Origin of the sequence: Achromobacter sp. PD1 (genome assembly GCF_048541815.1) — a bacterium.
Classification (GTDB): domain Bacteria; phylum Pseudomonadota; class Gammaproteobacteria; order Burkholderiales; family Burkholderiaceae_B; genus Achromobacter; species Achromobacter bronchisepticus_A.
In genome coordinates this window covers 360,640-374,657 of sequence record NZ_CP183349.1, presented here as the reverse complement: position 1 = coordinate 374,657, position 14,018 = coordinate 360,640, and the positions used below count along the sequence as shown (strand labels likewise).

Here is a 14,018-nt window from a genome sequence, read left to right as displayed (position 1 = left end):
GGTCAGCGCCCGGCCATTATTGGTCGCGCTTGACTTCCTTGAAGTCGGCGTCGACGACATTGTCGTCCACCGGCTTCGCGTTGTCGGCCGCTTGCTGCTGGCCGGCGGCTTGCTGCGCCTGCATGTCGGCGTACATCTTTTCGCCCAGCTTCTGCGAAACCGTCGACAGGGCTTCCACCTTGGCGTCGATCGCAGCCTTGTCGCCGTCCTTCAGCGTGTCTTCCAGTTCCTTGATGGCGGCTTCGATGCCTTCCTTTTCGGAAGCCTCGAGCTTGTCGCCATACTCGGTCAACGACTTGCGGGTGGCATGCACCAGCGCATCGGCCTGGTTGCGCGACTGAGCCAGTTCGGCGACGCGGTGATCTTCCTCGGCGTTGGCCTCGGCATCCTTGACCATGCGCTGGATCTCGTCTTCCGACAGACCCGAGTTGGCCTTGATGGTGATCTTGTTTTCCTTGCCGGTGCCCTTGTCCTTGGCGGACACGTGCAGGATGCCGTTGGCGTCGATGTCGAAGGTGACTTCGATCTGCGGCATGCCGCGGGGCGACGGCGGGATCCCTTCGAGGTTGAACTCGCCCAGGGCCTTGTTGCCCGCAGCGATTTCGCGCTCGCCCTGGAACACCTTGATCGTCACGGCCGGCTGATTGTCGTCAGCGGTCGAGAAGGTCTGCGAGAACCGGGTCGGGATGGTCGTGTTCTTCTGGATCATCTTGGTCATCACGCCGCCCAGGGTTTCGATGCCCAGGGACAGGGGGGTGACGTCCAGCAGCAGCACGTCCTTGCGGTCGCCCGACAGCACGGAGCCCTGGATGGCGGCGCCGGCGGCGACGGCTTCATCGGGGTTCACGTCCTTGCGCGGATCCTTGCCGAAGAATTCCTTCACCTTTTCCTGGACCTTGGGCATGCGGGTCATGCCGCCGACCAGGATCACGTCGTCGATGTCGGAAACCTTCACGCCGGCGTCCTTGATGGCCACGCGGCAGGGCTCAATCGTGCGTTCGATCAGTTCTTCGACCAGCGCTTCCAGCTTGGCGCGGGTGATCTTCAGGTTCAGGTGCTTCGGACCCGAGGCATCCGCCGTGATGTACGGCAGGTTGATTTCGGTCTGTTGCGCCGAGGACAGCTCGATCTTGGCCTTTTCAGCGGCTTCCTTCAGGCGTTGCAGGGCCAGCACGTCCTTGGACAGATCAACGCCCTGTTCCTTCTTGAACTCGGCAATGATGTAGTCGATGATGCGCTGGTCGAAGTCTTCGCCGCCCAGGAAGGTGTCGCCGTTGGTCGACAGCACTTCGAACTGCTTTTCGCCGTCCACGTCGGCGATTTCGATGATGGACACGTCGAACGTGCCGCCGCCCAGGTCATAGACGGCGATCTTGCGGTCGCCCTTTTCGGTCTTGTCCAGGCCGAACGCCAGCGCCGCAGCGGTGGGTTCGTTGATGATGCGCTTGACTTCCAGACCGGCGATGCGGCCGGCGTCCTTGGTGGCCTGGCGCTGGCTGTCGTTGAAGTAGGCGGGCACGGTGATGACGGCCTCGGTCACTTCTTCGCCCAGGTAGTCCTCGGCGGTCTTCTTCATCTTGCGCAGCACGTCGGCCGACACTTGGGGAGGCGCCATCTTCTTGCCGCGCACTTCCACCCAGGCGTCGCCGTTGTCGGCCTTGACGATGGCATAGGGCATCAGGTTGATGTCCTTTTGCACCGCCTTCTCTTCGAACTTGCGGCCGATCAGGCGCTTCACCGCATACAGGGTGTTACGCGGGTTGGTCACGGCCTGGCGCTTGGCCGGCGCGCCGACCAGGGTTTCGCCATCGTCCATGTAGGCGACGATGGAGGGGGTGGTGCGAGCGCCTTCCGCGTTTTCAATGATTTTGACCTGCCCGCCGTCCATGACAGCCACGCAGCTGTTGGTCGTGCCCAGGTCAATGCCAATAATCTTGCTCATGGTCGGTTACCTTGATTGAATCTATGAAAATAGGGAGAAACTTCTTGTCCCCACATAACTGGGGCTGCCCGCAGGGTTTTTCAAGACGCCTGGCCGGATTTTTCTACAGCCGTTTCCTGCAGGCGGCGCATGGCCGCGGTGAACTGCGGCAGGCCGGGCCAGCCGGTGACGCGGCCCAGCCGCTTGCCGGCGCGGTACAGCACGAAAGTGGGGACGCCATGCAGCGAGAAGCGCCTTCCCAGCGCTTCGTCCGCGTAGACATCGGCTTCGAACCAGGTCAGCCCCAATTCCAGCAGCGCGTCCCGATGCAGCAAGGCGGTCTGCTTGAAAATATTGCAGTTATAGCAATCCTGTCCCCAGAGGAACACGCAGCGCAGATCCGTCCCCGGCGCCTGCACCACCGCCGCGTCGAATCCCTCGGTGTCGACATGGCGCATGCCGAACACCTGGAATATCTGGGCGGGGTCGAACCGGGGATCCGTCATGGCGCGCTGCCTGTTCAGCCCTGGCCGGCGGACACTACGACCAGCGCGGGACGCAGGGTCCGGTCGGCGATGGCATAGCCCTTTTGCAGCAGCTGGACCACCGTATTGGCGGGCTGCTCCGCGGGGATGGACGAAATGGCTTGGTGCTGGTGCGGATCGAACTTGTCGCCCTGCGCCGGCGCGATTTCCTTGAGCAGATTGCGCTCGAAGGCGGCCGTCAGCTGCTTCAGGGTCACTTGGACGCCTTCGCTCAGGGTTTCAACGGTTTGCTCGGGCTGGGCCAGGGCAGCTTCCAGGCTGTCCTTGACCGGGACCAGGCTTTCCGCGAACGACTCGATACCGAACTTGCGCGCCTTGGACACATCTTCCTGGGCGCGGCGGCGCACGTTTTCGGCTTCGGCCCGAATGCGCAGAAGCTGGTCCTGCTGCTCATTGACGGTAGCCTGGGCCGCGTCCAGCTGGGCGCGCAACTCGTTCAGCTCGGCCTGCACGGCGTCCACGGCGGCGGAGGCCGCATCGGCGTTCTGGCCGACTTCGGGCGTCTGATCTACAGGCTCGTTGGGTGCCGTCATGGGGAATCCTCCAAAAAGTATGGCTTTCGCAGACATGAATGGGGGCCAATACCCCTATTTCAAGCCCGGGAAAGCAAATATTCCCTGACGGCGCCGGGTAAGAGAGGCAGGCGGAATGTAGTCAAAAATCCGCCCAATTTCTGCCAATTGCCGTCAAATATCAGACTGCAAGCATAAATTCAGCACTTCCCGACGCCATCCGGCAAATGGCGGACACCCTCCGGCAGGCTACTTCTTGTGGGGCTGCGCGGGCGCGGCGGGATCGCTGGCGGGAAAACTGTCCTTCAGGGCGCGGTCCACGTCGCGATCCTCGTCCGGCTCCGGGCTGATTGCGATGGGGTCGCTGGCGGGGAAGGTCTCGGCAAGCGCCTCATCCAGCTCGTGTTCCACCTGATCTTCGTCCACCGGGGTACTGACCCGCCCCTTTTTGACGATCTTTCCAGTCTTGGGATCATGCTGCATGCGCCTTCTCCTTCAAGTCCGTGATTTGCGTAGGCCACCCCTGCAAGTGGCGTGCCACCAGGTCGGCCAGCCCTGCGATCCAGGCCGGATCGTCGTTGATCGCCGGAATGTAGCGGAAACGCTTGCCGCCGGCCTCGATAAAGGCGTCGCGGCATTCCAGACTGATCTCTTCCAGGGTTTCCAGACAGTCTGCCACAAAACCCGGGCACACCACATCGACCTCGGTCACGCCGGCGGCGGCCAGCGCCTTCAGGGTGGGTTCGGTATAGGGTTCCAGCCAGCGGGCGGTGCCGAAACGGCTCTGGAAGGTCACTTCGATCTGTTCGCGCGGCAGCGACAGACGCTGGCCCAGCAGGCGCGCCGTTTCCATGCAATCGCGGTAGTACGGATCGCCCAGTTCGATCGAATAGCGCGGCAGGCCGTGAAAGCTCATGACCAGCTTCTGCGGTTTGCCGTGCTCCTGCCAGTAGCGCTCGATGCGGCCAGCCAGCGCGTCCAGATAGGCCGGCTCTTCATGGAAACGCTTGATGAAGCGCAGCTCGGGCTGGTCGCGCAGGCGGCCTGCGTGGCGGGTGACCGCATCGACGACCGTGGCGGTGGTGCTGGCGGCGTACTGCGGATAGAGCGGCACGGTGAGTATGCGTTCACAGCCCTGCCGGCGCAGCCGAGAAATGGCGTCGGGGATCGAGGGGTTGCCGTAGCGCATGCCCAGCTCCACCACGGCGTCGATTCCAGCCTCGGCCAGGGCTGCGCGCACGCCATCGGCCTGGCGCTGGCTGTACACCATCAGGGGCGAGCCTTCCTTCATCCAGACGCCGGCGTAGCGCGGCTCCAGCTTCTTGGGCCGCATCGTCAGCACGAGGCAATGCAGGATGGGCTTCCACAGATAGCGCGGGATCTCGATCACGCGCGGGTCGGACAGGAACTCGCCAAGGTATTTGCGTATGTCCTGCTTACCCGGGGTGTCCGGGGTGCCCAGGTTCACCAGCAGCACGCCGACCTTGGCCGGCCCGCGCGGCGCGGGGTCTTCGTTGAAGGGGTCCTCCTGCTCGGGTTCCGGCAGATAGCGCTCAGGCCACAGGTACTTGAACAGGCGAAGAAACACAAACACTCCCCTTCCTCCGCAAGGAGGACGTAGCTTCGGATGGACCTACTGGTTGTGGCTGAGGGCGTTGGACAGCAAGCGCGCCGTGATATCCACGATGGGAATGACGCGTTCGTAGGCCATGCGCGTGGGACCGATCACGCCCAGGGTACCCACGACCTTGCCGTCCACGCCGTAAGGCGCGGTGATGACCGAGACCTCTTCCATCGGCACCAACTGCGAATCGCCGCCGATGTAGATCTGCACGCCCTGGGCCCGGGTGGACACGTCCAGGAGCTGCAGCAGGTCGGTTTTTTTCTCGAACAGCGAAAACATCTTGCGCAGGCGGTCCATGTCGGAGGCGATGTCGGTCACGTCCAGCAGCTTGCGCTCTCCGGAGATGACCATGGCGTCGCCGTCTTCAGCGGCTTCCGCGCTGGCTTCGACCGCGGCCTGCATCAGGCGCGAGATATCCTCGCGCAATTGCGCCAGTTCGGTCGACAGGGTTTGCCGCACGACATTGAAAGACTTGCCGGCGAAATGCATGTTGAAGAAATTGCCGGCTTCCAGCAGTTCCGCTTCGGCATAGTCGCGCTGCACGAAAAGAATTCGGTTCTGGACATCGCCGTCGGGCGTGACGATGATGAGCAGCACGCGCTTGTCGGACAGGCGAATGAATTCGATCTGGCGGAAAACCTGGGCGCGCTTGGGCGTGAGCACCACGCCCGCGAACTGGGTCAGGTTGGACAGCAGGGCCGCTGCGGCGTTGACGGCGCGCGTGGGTTCGGCGGCCGCCAGCATCTCGCCCATGTTGTGCGGTTCGAGCTGGTAGGACTGCACCGCCAGCAACGAATCGACGAACATGCGGTATCCCCGCGGCGTGGGCACGCGGCCGGCGGAGGTGTGCGGGCTGTGGATCAGTCCCAGTTCTTCGAGATCCGCCATCACATTGCGGATCGTGGCCGGGGACAAGTCGAATACTTTCGATAGCGTCCGCGAGCCGACTGGCTGCCCATCGGCGATATAGCGTTCGATCAACGCTTTCAGTAGTGCGCGTGCGCGGTCATCCATAACAAGTATTTTAGGGAATCTTTTTCAATTGAGGCGATTTTTGTCCCGCAAGCACATATGCGGCCCCATATAATCGGCTAAACCGCCCATTCCGGGCAGGTTTCGGCTTCTGGTCCGGCCTTTTTTGATACGCAAGCAGCCATGCATTTTCCTACCGTAGCCCTGATCGGCAGATACCAGGACACCGGCCTGGACACACCGCTGAGAGCACTCGCCCACGCGCTGACGCAAGCGGGCCGGCAGGTGCTCATCGATGCGGACACGGCGCGCAACACCGGGCTGACCGAATACCCCGTCGCCACGCTCGAGGAAATCGGCAAGACCGCGTCGCTGGCCGTCGTCATGGGCGGCGACGGCACCGTGCTGGGCGCCAGCCGCCACCTCGCTCCTTATGGCATGCCGCTGGTTGGCATCAACCACGGACGCCTGGGCTTCATCACCGACATCGCGTTGCAGGACGCGCACAGCGCCCTGGCGCGCGTGCTCGAAGGCAGCTTCCAGATCGAGGAACGCATGCTGCTCGAAGGCAGCGTGTGGCGCGGCGACCAGAAGATGTACTCCGCGTCCGCGCTGAACGACGTGGTGCTGAACCGCGCGGGACGCGGCGGCATGATCGAAGTGCGGGTCGAGCTGGACGGCGCGTTCATGTACACGCAGCGCGCCGACGGCCTGATCATCGCCACCCCCACGGGCTCCACCGCGTACGCGCTGTCGGCCAACGGCCCCATCCTGCATCCGGGCATGAACGCCATGGTGCTGGTGCCCGTGGCGCCGCAGACGCTGTCCAACCGCCCCATCGTCATTCCCGACAGCGGCGTGCTGAACATGACGCTCACGGCCATGGGCCGCGTGGAAGTCGGCGCCAGCGTGCATTTCGACATGCAGACCTGGTCCGACCTGCAGCCGGGCGACCGCATCGTCGTACAGCGCGCGCCCTATACCATCCGCTTCGTGCATCCCGAAGGCTACAGTTTCTTCTCCACCCTGCGCCGCAAGCTGCACTGGAACCTGATGCCCGAAGCCTCCGACAACGTAGAGTAGTAAGCGCCCCGACATGCTGCGCACCCTGCATATCCGCGACTTCGTCATCGTCGAACAGACCGAGATCCATTTCGGCCCCGGCTTCACCGTCTTTTCCGGCGAGACCGGCGCGGGCAAATCCATCCTGGTGGACGCGCTGGCGCTCGCGCTGGGCGAACGCGGCGACGCCAGCATGCTGCGCGAGGGCGCGCCGCGCGCCGACATCACCGCGGTCTTCGATACCCCCAAGGGCCTGATCGCCTGGCTGCAAGAACGCGAGATCGACGCCGACACGGAACTGTCCTTGCGCCGCGTCATCGATGCCCAGGGCCGCAGCCGCGCCTACATCAACGGCACGCCCGCGACCGTGGCGCAATTGCGCGAACTGGGCGACAGCCTGGTCGATATCCACGGCCAGCACGCGCACCAGAGCCTGATGCGCGCCGACGCCCAGCGCGATCTGCTGGACGCCCACGGCGGCCACGGCGAATTGCGCACCGCGGTCGGCCAGGCCTGGAAGCAATGGCGCGCGCTGGCGCGCCAGCTGGAATCCGCCGAAAAGGACGCCGCAAGCCTGGCTACCGAACGCGACCGCCTGCAATGGCAGGTCGACGAGCTCGACCAGCTGAATCTCGGTCCCGACGAATGGGATGCGCTGCAGTCCGAGCACACGCGCCTGTCGCACGCGCAATCCCTGCTGGACGGCGCCAACCAGATCCTCGAAGGGCTGGACGGCGAAGGCGATTCCGCGCACCACCGGCTCACCTCGGCCAACCACCGCATCCAGCAGATGCTGCGCCACGATCCCGGCCTGCAAGGCGTCTACGACGAACTGGAATCGGCCCGCATCGCGATCAGCGAGGCCGTCTCCGACCTGAACAACTACGTCAGCCGCGTCGATCTCGATCCGCAGCGGCTGGTGGCGGTCGAGGCGCGCCTGGGCCTGGTATTCGAAACCGCTCGCAAATTCCGCGTCGAGCCCGACGCGCTTTGCGAGCTGCGCGACACGCTGCACGCCCAGCTTGCGGCGCTGCAGGCCGCAGGCGACATCGACGCCCTGCGCGCCCAGGCGCAGGCCGCGCAGGCGCAATACGACGCCGCGGCGGCCAAGCTGACGACCGCACGCCGCAAGATCGCCAAGGACCTGGGCAAGCAGGTCACGCGGGCCATGCAGACGCTGGCCATGCAGGGCGGCAAGTTCGAACCCACACTGGCCGAATCGGCGCCCTCCGCGCATGGCAACGAACAGGTCGAATTCCTGGTGGCCGGCCATGCCGGCACCACGCCGCGGCCGCTGGCCAAGGTGGCATCGGGCGGCGAACTGTCGCGGATTTCGCTGGCGCTGTCCGTCATCGCCAGCCGCGCCGCGCGCGTGCCCACACTGATCTTCGACGAAGTCGACAGCGGCGTGGGCGGTGCGGTGGCCGAGGCCGTCGGCAAGCTGCTGCGCGAACTCGGCGAACGCCATCAGGTGCTGTGCGTGACCCACCTGCCCCAGGTCGCGGCCTGCGCCAACAACCAGTTCCTGGTCAGCAAGGCGGAATCGCGCGGCGCCACCCGCTCCAGCATCGAAGAACTGGACGCGCCCTCCCGCGTGGAGGAAATCGCGCGCATGCTGGGCGGAATCAAGCTCACCGCGACCACCCGCGAACACGCCCGCGAGATGCTGGAAGGTTTCGGGCAGAACTGAAGCGCTGGCCGGCCTTGTTACGGCGGGGCACAGAAAATAGGGCCGATTCGCGCCATAAAAAAATCCCCTTCATATTGAAGGGGATTTGGATCTTACAGACCCGCCGCGAGCGTAGCCGCGGGTCGTATGCAGGGCCGGGTCAGCGGCCCTTCATGCAGCTGCCGCAAATGCCGTACAACACCATGGCGTGGCTTTCCAGCGCGAAGGCGTTGTCCTTGGCAATCTTTTGCTGGCGCTTCTCGATCTCGGGGTCCGAAAACTCGACCACCTTGCCGCAATTCGTGCAAATCAGGTGATCATGGTGATCGCCGTCGTTGAGCTCGAACACCGCCTTGCCGCTGTCGAACTGGCTGCGGGCAAGGATGCCGGCCTGTTCGAACTGGGTCAGGACGCGGTAGACGGTTGCCAGCCCGATTTCGACGTTTTCGCCGATCAGGGCGCGATAGACGTCTTCGGCGCTCAGGTGCCGTTGGTCCGATTTCCGGAAAATATCAAGAATTTTCAGGCGGGGAAACGTCGCCTTCAAACCCATGTTCTTCAGTTCGCTTTGGTCGCTCATGGTGTAATCGCTCTCCGTCCGCGTTGGCATGGGCAGGATAGGTTCACCGCGAGCCGGCTCACCGAAATCATGCCGCCACGCGGAACTATCCTTATGAAACCTTTATGATAACGGTTTTGTCTGCTTCCAAATAATAGGGGCGCGTAGTGTCCATGATTGCACGAATTCCCTCCCGCTCGCTGAAGACCGGCCTGGCAGTGGCCGCTCTGGCCGTCGCCCTGGCTGGATGCTCGGGGGACAAGTGGGGCTTCCCCTACAAGGCCGGCGTCCAGCAAGGAAACTGGATCACCCAGGAACAGGTCGCCCTGCTGCAGCCTGGCATGACGCGCGAACAGGTGCGCTTCGCCCTCGGCAGCCCGACGCTGACCAGCGTGCTGCACGCCAACCGCTGGGACTACCCCTACTACTACAAGCCTGGCTACGGCGACGCCCAGGAACGCAAATTCACCGTCTGGTTCGAAAACGACCGACTGACCCGCTGGGAAGGCGACAAGCAGCCTGAGCTGCAGCCTTACCAGATCAATACGCCCAACGCCGTCGCCGACGAAAAGGCAGACAAGCGCCTCATCGAAGACGAAACCCGCCAGAAGGAAGAGGAAGACCAGCGCAAGCGCGACTCCGCCGCCCCGGTCAGCCCCCTCAACCAGTACCCTGGCCAGCCCGGCAACGCCCCCGAGCCGCTCAAGTAACACCAAGGACTATCTATGCGTATCGCAATTGCCGGCGCCAGCGGCCGTATGGGCCAAATGCTGATCGAAGCCGTCCTGAACGCCTCCGGCCTGCAGCTTGCCGTGGCGCTGGACCGCCAGGGCTCGGCGGCGCTGGGCCAGGACGCCGGCGCGCCGCTGGGCAAGCAGACGGGCGTGGCCATCACCGATGACCTCGACGCTCTGGCCCTGGCCGACTGCCTGATCGACTTCACCCGTCCGGAAGGCACGCTCGAACACCTGCAGGCCTGCGTCAAGCACGGCGTGAACGCCGTCATCGGCACCACCGGTTTCGACGACAACGGCCGCGCCGCGATCGAAGTCGCCGCCCAGAAGATCGGCATCGTCTTCGCGCCCAACATGAGCGTGGGCGTGAACGCCACGCTCAAGCTGCTGGACATGGCCGCGCGCATCCTGAACTCCGGCTACGACGTCGAAGTCTTCGAAGCGCACCACCGCAACAAGGTCGACGCGCCTTCGGGCACCGCGCTGAAAATGGGCGAAACCATCGCTTCGGCCTGGAACGTGGCCCTGCCGGACGTCGCCACCTGGAGCCGCCATGGCGATACCGGCGTGCGCAAGCCCGGTACCATCGGCTTCTCCGTGCTGCGCGGCGGCGACATCGTCGGCGACCATACCGTGTCCTTCTGCGGCACCGGCGAACGCATCGAGATCACGCACCGCTCGGCCAGCCGCGCCACCTACGCGGAAGGCGCCCTGCGCGCCGCCCGTTTCCTGGAAGGCAAGCACAACGGCCTGTACGACATGCAATCGGTGCTGGGCCTCTGAAGCCCTCGCCTGCAAGAAAAAGGACCCTGCGGGGTCCTTTTTCTTGCCCGGCCCAAACGACCTCACACCACCACGGGTTCCGGTTCAAGCCGCACGCCGTAGCGCTCGGACACCGCCGCCTGGATGGCATGCGCCAAGCCCATGATGTCGGCTGCCGTGGCCCCGCCGCGGTTGACCAGCACCAGGGCCTGGCGCTCATGCACGCCTGCGGCCCCCAGCGAGCGGCCCTTCCAGCCGCATTGGTCTATCAGCCAGCCGGCTGCGAGCTTGTAGCCGCCATCGGGCTGGGCGTAAGACACCAGGCCGGGAAAACGCTCCAGCAGCCCGTCCCGCACTTGCGCCGACACGATGGGGTTCTTGAAAAAGCTGCCTGCGTTGCCCGTCACCGTCGGATCGGGCAGCTTGGCGCGGCGGATCTCACACACCGCGTCGAAGATGTCTCGGGCGGCTGGCTGCCCCGCCGCCAGCCGCGCGTGGCGCTGCAGGTCGGGGTAACCCAGCACCGGCCGCCACGGCCGGGGCAAGGCGAAACGCACGCTCACGATGACCCACCGTCCGGGCTCGTCGTGCTTGAACACGCTGTCGCGATAGGAAAAGCGGCAATCGGCCGCGCTCATTTCGACCTGGCGGCCTGCGCGCACGTCCCAGGCGGTCAGGCTGTGGAAGCGTTCCTGCAGTTCGACGCCGTAGGCGCCGATATTCTGCACCGGCGCCGCGCCCACCGTACCCGGGATCAACGCCAGGTTTTCCAGCCCGTCCCAGCCCTGGTTCACGCAGGTTTCGACAAAGCCGTGCCAGGTCTCACCGCCCGCCGCCTCGATCAGCCAGGCATCCGGCCGGGCTTCCAGCAGGCGCACGCCCTTGAACGCGACGCGCGCCACCAGTCCCGGCACCTGGCTCGGCAACACCAGATTGCTGCCCCCGCCCAGCACCAGCAGGGAGGACGCCTCGTGCGCCAGCTGCGACAGCGCCGGCAGCTGCGCCGCATCCTCCAGGGTCACAAAGGCCCCGGCCCGCGACGCCAGGCCCAGCGTATTCAACCGGGTGAGATCCTGGCTAACGGGAGACAAGTCGGGGGACGGAAGGACTTTGGAGGAAGAATTTGACATGGGTGCTGCGGATTGCTATAGTTTCTGTCTTCGCTCATATTACTTGATTGAGTGCTTGCCCTGAATTTCGGGCTTTGTTCGAAAACTGCTTGCAGTGAACAAATCCAAATAAGTCCAGGCCAAGACAAGCTCAAAAAAATCATGTAGAATGCGCGCCTTCTGATCGATAACCAAGTTGATCAGAGTGAATAAGAAAACAGGTTCTGGCTGTTCAAGTGCAGAACCCATGCGGGAGTAGCTCAGTTGGTAGAGCGCAACCTTGCCAAGGTTGAGGTCGCGAGTTCGAGACTCGTCTCCCGCTCCAAATTTTGATTTCCAGATCTTTTCTGGAAATTCTTGAGAAAGGGCCTCCGGGCCCTTTTTTCATTTCTGCTCGAAAATCGGGCATTTCTCCACGCTGCCTGCGGCCATATCGCGCCGCCCCTCTCCGGCACGAATCCCCTAGCCGCCACGCACGCGGCCTATGACATACACGCCCCTTGGCCTGCGCCATTCATCCTGGACGCCAGGACAATTTTCGTGGATTCGAGGAAGTCCACGCCCTGCCCGGCTTGCGTACCATTCATTACGTCCTAGGACAAAGAAAGCGGCGCGGTGGCAGAGTGGTCATGCGGCAGATTGCAAATCTCCTGAGGTTGGTTCGATTCCAGCCCGCGCCTCCAAGACCAGCCTGGCATGTCGGCCCATAGGGTACGGGTGCCGGGACGCAGCCGCCCTGGCGGCACGCCAAGGAGATCGCCTTGATTCAAGTCACCCTGTTCCACGACGGCTGCAATCTCTGCCTGGGCATAGACCGCAGCATGGCCGCCGCCTTCGCGACGCCGCTGCACCGCTACGAATCATTCGACCTCGCGCGGCAGCCCGAGTCCGCCGCCCAGGCCAAGGCGCTCGGCATCACCCGCCTGCCGTCCCTCGTCATCGATGGCCGCGTGCTGCGCCTGGAGGATCACTCCCCCATCGAGCACTACGCCTGACCCCCGCGTGGCCGGATCCGGGCCCGCTGCGACGCACCCGCTCTTGAAGGCCGCTGCCCCGTTGAATCATGCAAGGAGCCCATCATGAGCGAACTCACCACCGCATTCGGCGCCCCCGTTCCGGACGACGACAACACCATGACCGCCGGCCGGCGCGGACCGGCGCTGTTGCAGGACGTCTGGTTCCTGGAAAAGATGGCTCACTTCGACCGCGAAGTAATCCCCGAGCGGCGCATGCACGCCAAGGGCGCCGGCGCCTTCGGCACGTTCACCGTCACCCATGACATCACGCGCTACACCAAGGCCAGGATCTTCAGCCAGGTAGGCAAGCGGACCGAGATGTTCGCCCGCTTCTCCACCGTGGCGGGCGAACGCGGCGCGGCCGACGCCGAACGCGACATCCGCGGCTTCGCGCTCAAGTTCTATACCGAGGAAGGCAACTGGGACCTGGTCGGCAACAACACGCCGGTCTTCTTCGTGCGCGACCCGCTGAAGTTCTCCGACCTGAACCGGGCCGTCAAGCGCGATCCCCGCACCGGCATGCGCAGCCCGCAGAACAACTGGGACTACTGGACCCTGCTGCCCGAGACCCTGCATCAGGTGACGCTCATCATGGGCGACCGCGGCATTCCGAAGAGTTACCGCCACATGCATGGCTTCGGCAGCCATACCTATAGCTTCATCAACGCCGCCCGCGAGCGGTTCTGGGTCAAGTTCACCTTCAAGACCCAGCAGGGCATCCAGAACCTGACGGACGCCGAGGCCGGTCAGGTCATCGCCGCAGACCGCGAGAGCAACCAGCGCGACCTGTACGAAGCGATCGAACGCGGCGAGTTCCCGCGCTGGACCCTGTACGTGCAGATCATGCCCGAGGCCGAGGCCCATACCTACCCGCTCAATCCCTTCGATCTGACCAAGGTCTGGCCGCACCGGGATTATCCGTTGATCGAGGTCGGTGTCCTGGAGCTCAATCGAAACCCAGAGAATTTCTTCGCCGAGGTCGAGCAGGCCGCCTTCAGCCCCGCGGTAATCGTGCCCGGCATCGGCTTCTCGCCCGACAAGATGCTGCAGGGCCGCCTGTTCTCGTATGGGGACACGCAGCGCTATCGCCTGGGCGTGAACTATCCGCAGATACCGGTGAACGCGCCGCGCTGCCCGTTTCACAGCTATCACCGCGACGGGGCCATGCGCGTGGATGGCAACGGCGGCAGCACGCCCGCGTATACGCCCAACAGCCATGGCGCGCTGCAGGCGCAGCCGGACTACTCCGAACCGCCGCTGGACCTTAATGGCGCCGCGGCCCGCTGGGACCACAGGGAAGATGCCGACTACTACTCCCAGCCCGGCAACCTGTTCCGTTTGATGGCGGCAGACGAAAAGCAAAGGCTATTCCAAAACACCGCGCGCGCGATCCGCGGCGCCTCCAGGGAAGTCATCGAGCGCCACATCGCCAACTGCACACGGGCAGACCCGGCCTACGGGCAAGGCGTGCGCGACGCGGTCATGCAGACGGAACAAGACCATCCGCGGGCCGCCCCCTAGCTTCAAAAAACA

General features: G+C 64.2%; 14 protein-coding genes and 2 tRNA genes. 8 read left to right on the top strand and 8 right to left on the bottom strand.

Annotated elements, in window-relative coordinates; translation table 11 throughout:
- Window positions 1–16: 16 nt before the first annotated feature.
- The 6 genes from dnaK to hrcA form a co-directional block, all read right to left on the bottom strand.
- The gene (gene dnaK / locus ACM1PE_RS01705; protein ID WP_054450039.1) at window positions 17–1,942 is read right to left on the bottom strand and encodes a molecular chaperone DnaK; all 1,926 of its coding nucleotides are present in this window, start codon (window positions 1,940–1,942) and stop codon (window positions 17–19) included.
- A gap of 80 nt (window positions 1,943–2,022) precedes the next feature.
- Window positions 2,023–2,427, bottom strand: coding sequence for a thioredoxin family protein (locus tag ACM1PE_RS01700; RefSeq protein WP_059373781.1), 405 nt, complete (start codon window positions 2,425–2,427; stop codon window positions 2,023–2,025).
- Window positions 2,428–2,441: 14 nt separating this feature from the next.
- The gene (gene grpE / locus ACM1PE_RS01695; protein ID WP_419342451.1) at window positions 2,442–2,999 is read right to left on the bottom strand and encodes a nucleotide exchange factor GrpE; all 558 of its coding nucleotides are present in this window, start codon (window positions 2,997–2,999) and stop codon (window positions 2,442–2,444) included.
- Window positions 3,000–3,227: 228 nt separating this feature from the next.
- Window positions 3,228–3,461, bottom strand: coding sequence for a hypothetical protein (locus ACM1PE_RS01690; RefSeq protein ID WP_059373779.1), 234 nt, complete (start codon window positions 3,459–3,461; stop codon window positions 3,228–3,230).
- Window positions 3,451–4,566 carry a ferrochelatase gene (hemH, locus tag ACM1PE_RS01685; protein ID WP_059373843.1) on the bottom strand — a complete coding sequence of 372 codons (1,116 nt, stop codon included), beginning with the start codon at window positions 4,564–4,566 and terminating at the stop codon, window positions 3,451–3,453. Before hemH ends, ACM1PE_RS01690 begins: the two co-directional genes overlap by 11 nt.
- A gap of 45 nt (window positions 4,567–4,611) precedes the next feature.
- The gene (gene hrcA, locus ACM1PE_RS01680; protein WP_054450033.1) at window positions 4,612–5,616 is read right to left on the bottom strand and encodes a heat-inducible transcriptional repressor HrcA; all 1,005 of its coding nucleotides are present in this window, start codon (window positions 5,614–5,616) and stop codon (window positions 4,612–4,614) included.
- A 141-nt stretch (window positions 5,617–5,757) separates the two neighbouring features.
- Between hrcA and ACM1PE_RS01675 the strand changes: the two genes are divergently transcribed.
- Both ACM1PE_RS01675 and recN read left to right on the top strand, forming a co-directional pair.
- Window positions 5,758–6,657 carry an NAD kinase gene (locus ACM1PE_RS01675; RefSeq protein WP_059373778.1) on the top strand — a complete coding sequence of 300 codons (900 nt, stop codon included), beginning with the start codon at window positions 5,758–5,760 and terminating at the stop codon, window positions 6,655–6,657.
- 13 nt (window positions 6,658–6,670) lie between these two features.
- Window positions 6,671–8,326 (top strand): DNA repair protein RecN, encoded by a 1,656-nt coding sequence (gene recN, locus ACM1PE_RS01670; RefSeq protein WP_059373777.1) that lies wholly within the window; start codon window positions 6,671–6,673, stop codon window positions 8,324–8,326.
- Between the two features lie 139 nt (window positions 8,327–8,465).
- Here recN and fur read toward each other — a convergent pair whose 3' ends face one another.
- The gene (gene fur / locus ACM1PE_RS01665) at window positions 8,466–8,885 is read right to left on the bottom strand and encodes a ferric iron uptake transcriptional regulator (RefSeq protein ID WP_013391855.1); all 420 of its coding nucleotides are present in this window, start codon (window positions 8,883–8,885) and stop codon (window positions 8,466–8,468) included.
- 152 nt (window positions 8,886–9,037) lie between these two features.
- On the opposite strand from fur, the gene ACM1PE_RS01660 reads away from it, so the two are divergent.
- Together ACM1PE_RS01660 and dapB are read left to right on the top strand one after the other, a co-directional pair.
- Window positions 9,038–9,574, top strand: coding sequence for an outer membrane protein assembly factor BamE (locus tag ACM1PE_RS01660; RefSeq protein WP_419342450.1), 537 nt, complete (start codon window positions 9,038–9,040; stop codon window positions 9,572–9,574).
- Window positions 9,575–9,589: 15 nt separating this feature from the next.
- On the top strand, window positions 9,590–10,381 hold the full coding sequence (dapB, locus tag ACM1PE_RS01655; protein ID WP_118932867.1) for a 4-hydroxy-tetrahydrodipicolinate reductase: 792 nt from the start codon (window positions 9,590–9,592) through the stop codon (window positions 10,379–10,381).
- A gap of 62 nt (window positions 10,382–10,443) precedes the next feature.
- Here the strand turns inward: dapB and murB are convergent, their stop codons facing one another.
- Window positions 10,444–11,490 (bottom strand): UDP-N-acetylmuramate dehydrogenase, encoded by a 1,047-nt coding sequence (murB, locus tag ACM1PE_RS01650; protein ID WP_419342449.1) that lies wholly within the window; start codon window positions 11,488–11,490, stop codon window positions 10,444–10,446.
- A gap of 228 nt (window positions 11,491–11,718) precedes the next feature.
- Between murB and ACM1PE_RS01645 the strand changes: the two genes are divergently transcribed.
- The 4 genes from ACM1PE_RS01645 (at window position 11,719) to ACM1PE_RS01630 (ending at window position 14,006) form a co-directional block, all read left to right on the top strand.
- Window positions 11,719–11,794 (top strand) — tRNA-Gly (locus tag ACM1PE_RS01645).
- Window positions 11,795–12,078: 284 nt separating this feature from the next.
- Window positions 12,079–12,152, top strand: a tRNA-Cys gene (locus ACM1PE_RS01640).
- 78 nt (window positions 12,153–12,230) lie between these two features.
- Window positions 12,231–12,464 carry a hypothetical protein gene (locus tag ACM1PE_RS01635; protein ID WP_059373773.1) on the top strand — a complete coding sequence of 78 codons (234 nt, stop codon included), beginning with the start codon at window positions 12,231–12,233 and terminating at the stop codon, window positions 12,462–12,464.
- 84 nt (window positions 12,465–12,548) lie between these two features.
- On the top strand, window positions 12,549–14,006 hold the full coding sequence (locus ACM1PE_RS01630; protein ID WP_419342448.1) for a catalase: 1,458 nt from the start codon (window positions 12,549–12,551) through the stop codon (window positions 14,004–14,006).
- The last annotated feature ends 12 nt before the right edge of the window (window positions 14,007–14,018 follow it).

What these genes read in the sequence shown, in the direction of transcription:
- dapB (WP_118932867.1), top strand. Translation starts at nt 9,590, where the DNA reads ATGCGTATCGCAATTGCCGGCGCCAGCGGCCGTATGGGCCAAATGCTG.
- dnaK (WP_054450039.1), bottom strand. Translation starts at nt 1,942, where the DNA reads ATGAGCAAGATTATTGGCATTGACCTGGGCACGACCAACAGCTGCGTG.
- fur (WP_013391855.1), bottom strand. Translation starts at nt 8,885, where the DNA reads ATGAGCGACCAAAGCGAACTGAAGAACATGGGTTTGAAGGCGACGTTT.
- ACM1PE_RS01700 (WP_059373781.1), bottom strand. Translation starts at nt 2,427, where the DNA reads ATGACGGATCCCCGGTTCGACCCCGCCCAGATATTCCAGGTGTTCGGC.
- hrcA (WP_054450033.1), bottom strand. Translation starts at nt 5,616, where the DNA reads ATGGATGACCGCGCACGCGCACTACTGAAAGCGTTGATCGAACGCTAT.
- grpE (WP_419342451.1), bottom strand. Translation starts at nt 2,999, where the DNA reads ATGACGGCACCCAACGAGCCTGTAGATCAGACGCCCGAAGTCGGCCAG.
- ACM1PE_RS01660 (WP_419342450.1), top strand. Translation starts at nt 9,038, where the DNA reads ATGATTGCACGAATTCCCTCCCGCTCGCTGAAGACCGGCCTGGCAGTG.
- ACM1PE_RS01675 (WP_059373778.1), top strand. Translation starts at nt 5,758, where the DNA reads ATGCATTTTCCTACCGTAGCCCTGATCGGCAGATACCAGGACACCGGC.
- murB (WP_419342449.1), bottom strand. Translation starts at nt 11,490, where the DNA reads ATGTCAAATTCTTCCTCCAAAGTCCTTCCGTCCCCCGACTTGTCTCCC.
- recN (WP_059373777.1), top strand. Translation starts at nt 6,671, where the DNA reads ATGCTGCGCACCCTGCATATCCGCGACTTCGTCATCGTCGAACAGACC.
- ACM1PE_RS01630 (WP_419342448.1), top strand. Translation starts at nt 12,549, where the DNA reads ATGAGCGAACTCACCACCGCATTCGGCGCCCCCGTTCCGGACGACGAC.
- ACM1PE_RS01690 (WP_059373779.1), bottom strand. Translation starts at nt 3,461, where the DNA reads ATGCAGCATGATCCCAAGACTGGAAAGATCGTCAAAAAGGGGCGGGTC.